Genomic DNA, 6,595 nt, shown 5'->3' with positions numbered 1-6,595 from the left:
TTTATATTAAGTATTTATATTTATTACTTTTTAAATTATTGATCGCTATTTTTATCGTCAAGGCCATCAATAGTAACGCCTTGTAAAAAGCCCGCACCTTGCTGCTCGTTATTGCGCAGTTTAATCATTAAACGTAAATCATTTGGCGAATCAGCATGATGCAGTGCATCAGCGTAATTAATTCGCTGCTGTCTATACAGCTCAAATAATGCTTGGTCAAAGGTTTGCATGCCCATTTCTTTCGATTTAGCCATTGCCTCTTTAATACCACCAATATCACCGTTTTTAATCAGTTCAGCAACCATTGGTGAGTTAAGCAATATTTCAATAGCTGCAACACGGCTTTCACCATCAGCAGTCGGTACTAATTGCTGGGCCACAATTGCACGTAAGTTAAGTGCTAAATCGTACTTAAGCTTATCGTGTTTTTCTTTTGGAACTAAATGCATAATACGGTCAATCGCTTGGTTAGCATTATTAGCATGCAGTGTTGCAACACACAGGTGCCCAGTTTCGGCAAAGCTTAGTGCGTATTCCATAGTTTCTTGAGAGCGAATTTCACCAATCAAAATTACATCGGGAGCTTGGCGTAATGAGCTTTTAAGTGCTGACTCAAAGCTTTCGGTATCAAGCCCTACTTCGCGTTGAGTAATAATACTTTTGCGATGCTCATGAACAAATTCAATCGGATCTTCAATAGTCAGTATATGACCACGTTGATGTCGGTTACGGTAACCAATAAGTGCGGCTAGCGAGGTTGATTTACCCGTGCCAGTACCACCGACGAACAAAACAAGGCCACGCTTAGACATAATTACATCGGTAAGAATAGAAGGAAGACCTAGCTCACTCACATCAGGTATTTGCGTAACAATGCGGCGAATAACCATACCTGCTTTATCGCGTTGCCAAAAAGCAGAAATACGAAAACGCCCTTCGTCGGTGGCAATCGCAAAGTTACATTCTTTCGTTGTATGAAACTCTGCTTTTTGCTTTTCGCTCATTGCAGATTCTACTAACTCAAGCGATTGCTCATCAGTAAGCCTATCGTCACTTAGGGCTGTTAGCTCACCGTTTATTTTTGCGCTTACAGGTAGCTGACTCGATACAAATAAGTCAGAACCTTTTTTCTCAATCATGATGAGTAAAAAGTCGTTTAAAGATAAAGTCATAATAGTTTCTTACCCGCCAAATTGTGTTTTGTCTTGTGCTTTTTCTTTCGCTGCCGCATTTGTAACAATGCCGTGATTAACTAAATTAGTTAAACATTGATCCATTGTTTGCATGCCCACAGACGCACCGGTTTGAATAGACGAGTACATTTGTGCAATTTTGTCTTCACGAATTAAGTTACGAATAGCAGGTACTGCAATCATAATTTCGTGTGCTGCAACTCGCCCGCCACCAATCTTTTTAAGCAGTGTTTGCGAAATAACAGCACGCAAAGATTCAGATAACATTGAACGTACCATTGATTTTTCTTCACCTGGGAATACATCGATAATACGGTCAATGGTTTTTGGTGCAGATGTTGTATGCAACGTGCCAAACACTAAGTGACCCGTTTCAGCAGCGGTCATTGCAAGACGAATTGTTTCTAAATCACGTAACTCACCGACCAATATTACATCTGGATCTTCACGCAATGCACTACGTAGCGCGTTTGAAAAGCTATGAGTATCGCGATGTACCTCACGTTGATTAATAAGGCTTAATTTATTATCGTGAACAAACTCGATTGGATCTTCTATTGTTAGAATATGGTGATGTTTATTTTGATTTATATAATCGACCATAGCGGCAAGTGTTGTCGATTTACCAGAGCCCGTTGGGCCCGTCACTAACACGAGTCCACGTGGGGTATCGGAGATTGTTTTAAAAATATCTGGCGCACCTAAATCATCAAGCGTTAACACTTCACTTGGTATGGTACGAAATACCGCAGCAGGCCCGCGATTAGAGTTAAACGCATTCACACGAAAACGTGCTAAATTAGGCACTTCAAACGAAAAATCCACTTCGAGATTTTGTTCATAGTCCTTGCGTTGATTATCGTTCATAATATCGTAAACCAGACTGTTTACGTCTTTGTCTGCAAGGGCTGGTATATTAATGCGGCGAACATCACCGTCTACGCGTATCATAGGTGAAACACCCGACGATAAATGTAAATCGGATGCTTTGTGTTGCACACTAAACGCTAATAATTCGGTAATATCCATTTATGACTCCACAACTAACTGATAAATATATGGTTACAATAGCAGAACGACTCACATCCGCCTACGCTAGAATTGCAGACGCGGCAAAAATTGCACAACGAAACACTAACGAAGTCACTCTACTGGCAGTGTCTAAAACTAAACCAAGCGAAGATGTTATTGCAGCTTATGAGCATGGTCAGCGCGAATTTGGTGAATCTTATGTTCAAGAGGCTATAGATAAAATAGCTCAACTACAGTCATATAGCGACATCATTTGGCATTTCATTGGCCCTATTCAATCTAATAAAAGTGCTTTAGTGGCTGCCAACTTTGATTGGGTGCAAAGTGTTGATCGCATAAAAATAGCGAAACGATTAGATTCCCAGCGCCCAGACGATAAACAGCCTCTTAATATACTTATTCAAGTAAATATAAGTAATGAAGAAGCGAAGTCGGGTTGCCACCGCGATGAAATAGATGAACTTGCCGATTTTATTAACCAATGTGAGCACTTAACACTTCGAGGTTTAATGGCGATTCCCGCTAAAAGCGACAAACTGGATACGCAAATTCAATCTTTTGAGCAATTACAAACTTGCTTTGATAAACTAAAGACCCAATATCCTCAAGTAGATACTTTGTCGATGGGTATGAGTAACGATGTTGAAGCTGCCATTAGTGCAGGCTCAACCATGGTAAGGATCGGCACAGACATTTTTGGAACACGAACTTAAAAGGTGATAACAGATTTATGTCAGATAAAAAAATCGCATTTATAGGCACAGGTAATATGAGCTACGCCATTATTGGTGGCATGGTAAAAAACGGTTTTAACGCAAGTAACATTATTGCGACTAACCGCAACCAAGAAAAGCTTGAAAAGGTAGCCTTTGATTTCAAGGTGCAAACCACCAGTGACAATAACGAAGCCCTGCGCGATGCTGATGTAATTGTTTTGTCTGTTAAACCACAAATGATGGGCGATTTATGTAAATCGTTTCAAGAGTCGGGCGTAGATTTTAGCGATAAACTGTTTATTTCTGTTGCTGCTGGCTTAACTGTAAAACGTTTACGTGAAATGCTAGGTCAAGACGTTAAAATGGTACGTTGTATGCCAAATACACCGTCTTTATTAGGCCGTGGTGTATCAGGTTTATATGGCGCGGGCGAAACACAAAGCGAACACGAGTTTGTACAACAAGTTTTTGAATGCACGGGCATTGTTGTATGGGTCGAAAAAGAATCACAAATTAACGATATTATTGCTGTGACTGGCTCATCGCCGGCTTACTTTTTCTTATTTATGGAAGCCATAGAAGAAAAAGCTAAAGCGCTGGGCTTTAATGATGAAGACGCTCGTCGTTTAGTACAGCAAACAGCCCTTGGCGCCGCCGAAATGGCACTTAGCCAGCCTGATATTACTATTTCGCAACTACGTTCAAACGTAACATCTAAAGGCGGTACTACTCACGCAGCTGTTGAGCACTTAAAAGATGAAGGCTTAACTAAAACCGTTGGCGATGCAATGGATGCGTGTATTGCGCGTGCAGAGCAAATGGAAAAAGAACTTTAAAACCACTTTTTTATTGAAGGTTACACTATGAATGCCATGCAATTTTTAATCAGTACCCTGTTTGATTTGTTTTTAATGGTGGTATTACTGCGCTTTTGGCTGCAGTGGGCAAAAGCCGACTTTTATAATCCAATGAGCCAGTTTGTGGTTAAAGCCACTTCGTTTGCGGTAAAACCACTGCGTAAAATCATTCCGGGATTTGGCGGACTTGATTTAGCATCTCTGTTGCTGGCATTTATAGTGGCTGTAGCCAAAATTAGTACTTTAATGCTTGTTATATATAATGCGTGGGCAATACAGCCTGTAATTATACAAGCACTTATAACGGTACTAAAAGAAGGCCTTAACTTAGTTTTTTGGGTACTTATTATTCGCGCTATTTTAAGCTGGGTTAGCCAAGGTTATAACCCTATAGAAGCGGTTTTCCATCAGCTTACTGAACCAATGCTAAAACCAATTCGTAAAATATTGCCATCAATGGGTGGCTTAGATTTATCAGTTTTAGTACTTATTATTGGTATTCAGTTTTTGCAAATGCTGCTTATGGATTTTTTAGTCTAATATGGATTTTTTAATTAGAGGCCCAAAGGCCTCTTTTTTATATGTTTTGAGGAATACATAATGAACCGTTTAATTAAGTTTTGTTTTATTGCTTGTTTAGCATTTGTATTTAACGCGCAAAGCGAAGAAATGCAAGGCGCACAATATAAAGAGCTTGGCCCTTGGCAAGTGCATTACATCGCCTTTCCTTCTACTTTTATTCAGCCAAAAATAGCAAAAGCGTATGGCCTTGAGCGAAGCGGATACAAAGGCATTGTGAATATTTCTATTTTAAAAAATGATGCCGAAAACACAGCCCAAACAGCAAAGCTGACTGGCACAGCTAAAAACCTACTTGGCAACAAACAAACGCTTACTTTTAAAGAAGTAAAAGAAGGTGATTCAATTTATTACCTTGCCCAAGTTGATTATACCAACGAAGAGATTTTACGCTTTGAGATTGAAATACAACAAAGTAATCAATTTCAAAAATTACAGTTTCAGCAAAAATTTTACGTAGATTAATAACATGACCAAAACTTTAGTACTTGCTACAGGTAACCCTGGCAAAGTAAATGAGCTAGCTAACATGCTAAGCCCTCTGAATATTAATGTAGTTCCACAGAGCGATTTTAACGTAGGTGAAGTTGCCGAAACCGGCACTACCTTTGTTGAAAATGCCATTATTAAAGCGCGTCATGCCGCTAAAATTACTGGCATGCCTGCTATTGCCGATGACTCAGGTTTAGAAGTTGATGGCCTAAATGGCGCACCCGGTGTTTACTCTGCCCGTTTTGCAGGCCCAGGTGCCAGCGATCAAGATAACATTGATAAGTTACTCGTAGACTTGGGTAATAACCCTATCCGTAGTGCTCGTTTTTGGTGTGTACTGGTATTAATGCGCCACGCAGATGACCCTACCCCCCTTATTTGCAGTGCAAGCTGGGAAGGCGAAATTACGCTCACTCAAAATGGCAACGGTGGCTTTGGTTACGACCCTGTATTTTTTGTACCAGAGAAAAATTGTACCAGTGCTGAGCTTACAAAAGAGCAAAAAAATGCAGTGAGTCATCGCGGCCAAGCACTACAAAAACTATTGCTAGAGCTACAGCAAAAAGGCGGCCTGTGAACCTTCCACCACTGAGCTTATATGTGCACGTACCTTGGTGCGTGCAAAAATGCCCGTACTGCGATTTTAATAGCCACGGGCAAAAAGGTGAAATACCTGAAGCTGAATATGTTCAGCATTTAATTGATGATTTAAAAGCAGATTTGCACTTAGTGCAAGGACGTAAAATTCACAGTATCTTTATTGGTGGCGGTACTCCGAGCTTATTAACTGGTGCGGCTTATACTCGTTTATTAAATGAAGTCGACAACCTAATTGGTCTTGAAGAACACTGCGAAATTACCCTTGAAGCCAACCCAGGCACAGTAGAAACAGGTCGCTTTAAAGATTACGTAAAAGCAGGCATTAACCGTATTTCTATCGGTGTGCAAAGCATGCAAAACGACAAGCTAAAAGCACTGGGGCGGATTCATGGCAGTGACGAGGCTAATTATGCTGCGCAGCAAGCTAAAGAAGCCGGTTTAAATAGCTTTAACCTTGATTTAATGCACGGCTTACCAGGGCAAACACTTGACGATGCACTGAGCGATTTAAAGCAAATAATAGCGCTCGATCCTCCTCATATATCGTGGTATCAACTAACTATTGAACCCAATACTCAATTTGCTTCAAAACCACCTACCTTGCCACAAGATGAAACACTGTGGGACATACAAGAACAAGGGGTCGAGTTACTCGCGCAAGCAGGTTACATACAATACGAAATATCAGGCTATGCAAAACCGGGCTATCAGTGCCAACATAACTTGAATTATTGGCGTTTTGGCGATTATCTCGGTATTGGCTGCGGCGCGCATGGTAAGGTTACTGATGCAAATACAGGGCTTATTACGCGTACTGAAAAGGTTAAACACCCACGCGGCTATATGGATTTAATCAAACCGTATATGTACAAAAGCTGGCATGTAGAGCAAGACGATTTAGCGTTTGAATTTTTTATGAATCGCTTTCGCCTTGTTGAGCCTTGCCCAATTAATGATTTTAATAAACTAACAACACTGCCACTGCAAAGTCAGCAAAGCGCATTAAACCAAGCAATTAATAAAGGTTTATTGACTCAAACAGACAGCCATTGGCAGGTAAGCTTAAAAGGTCATCGCTTTTTAAATGACCTGCTAGAATTATTTGTGTAGCGCCCAGCGCTACACA

General features: G+C 40.5%; 8 protein-coding genes. 6 read left to right on the top strand and 2 right to left on the bottom strand.

The window, feature by feature from the left end:
• Nucleotides 1-35: 35 nt before the first annotated feature.
• Together GQR46_RS14240 and GQR46_RS14235 are read right to left on the bottom strand one after the other, a co-directional pair.
• A complete protein-coding gene (locus GQR46_RS14240) occupies nt 36-1,172 on the bottom strand; it encodes a PilT/PilU family type 4a pilus ATPase (protein ID WP_165741289.1) in 1,137 nt (378 codons plus the stop codon).
• Between the two features lie 9 nt (nt 1,173-1,181).
• A complete protein-coding gene (locus GQR46_RS14235) occupies nt 1,182-2,222 on the bottom strand; it encodes a type IV pilus twitching motility protein PilT (protein ID WP_007585408.1) in 1,041 nt (346 codons plus the stop codon).
• A 2-nt stretch (nt 2,223-2,224) separates the two neighbouring features.
• Between GQR46_RS14235 and GQR46_RS14230 the strand changes: the two genes are divergently transcribed.
• Genes GQR46_RS14230 through hemW form a run of 6 tightly spaced genes read left to right on the top strand, consistent with a single transcriptional unit; the run spans nt 2,225 to nt 6,579 of the window.
• Entirely contained in the window at nt 2,225-2,938 is a 714-nt protein-coding gene (locus GQR46_RS14230) for a YggS family pyridoxal phosphate-dependent enzyme (protein WP_165741288.1), read from the top strand.
• Nucleotides 2,939-2,955: 17 nt separating this feature from the next.
• Nucleotides 2,956-3,777, top strand: coding sequence for a pyrroline-5-carboxylate reductase (gene proC, locus GQR46_RS14225; RefSeq protein ID WP_007585412.1), 822 nt, complete (start codon nt 2,956-2,958; stop codon nt 3,775-3,777).
• Between the two features lie 27 nt (nt 3,778-3,804).
• Nucleotides 3,805-4,338 carry a YggT family protein gene (locus GQR46_RS14220; protein ID WP_007585413.1) on the top strand — a complete coding sequence of 178 codons (534 nt, stop codon included), beginning with the start codon at nt 3,805-3,807 and terminating at the stop codon, nt 4,336-4,338.
• 60 nt (nt 4,339-4,398) lie between these two features.
• On the top strand, nt 4,399-4,842 hold the full coding sequence (locus tag GQR46_RS14215; RefSeq protein ID WP_165727190.1) for a DUF4426 domain-containing protein: 444 nt from the start codon (nt 4,399-4,401) through the stop codon (nt 4,840-4,842).
• Nucleotides 4,843-4,846: 4 nt separating this feature from the next.
• Complete coding sequence (locus GQR46_RS14210) at nt 4,847-5,446, top strand: XTP/dITP diphosphatase (protein ID WP_007585416.1); 600 nt, start codon at nt 4,847-4,849, stop codon at nt 5,444-5,446.
• A complete protein-coding gene (hemW, locus tag GQR46_RS14205) occupies nt 5,443-6,579 on the top strand; it encodes a radical SAM family heme chaperone HemW (protein WP_024590676.1) in 1,137 nt (378 codons plus the stop codon). The genes GQR46_RS14210 and hemW overlap by 4 nt, the downstream gene beginning before the upstream one ends.
• Nucleotides 6,580-6,595: the final 16 nt, after the last annotated feature.

It is taken from the genome of Pseudoalteromonas sp. Z1A6 (assembly GCF_011378745.1).
Taxonomy (GTDB): Bacteria; Pseudomonadota; Gammaproteobacteria; order Enterobacterales; family Alteromonadaceae; genus Pseudoalteromonas; species Pseudoalteromonas arctica.
This window is presented reverse-complemented; position numbering and strand designations above follow the sequence as displayed.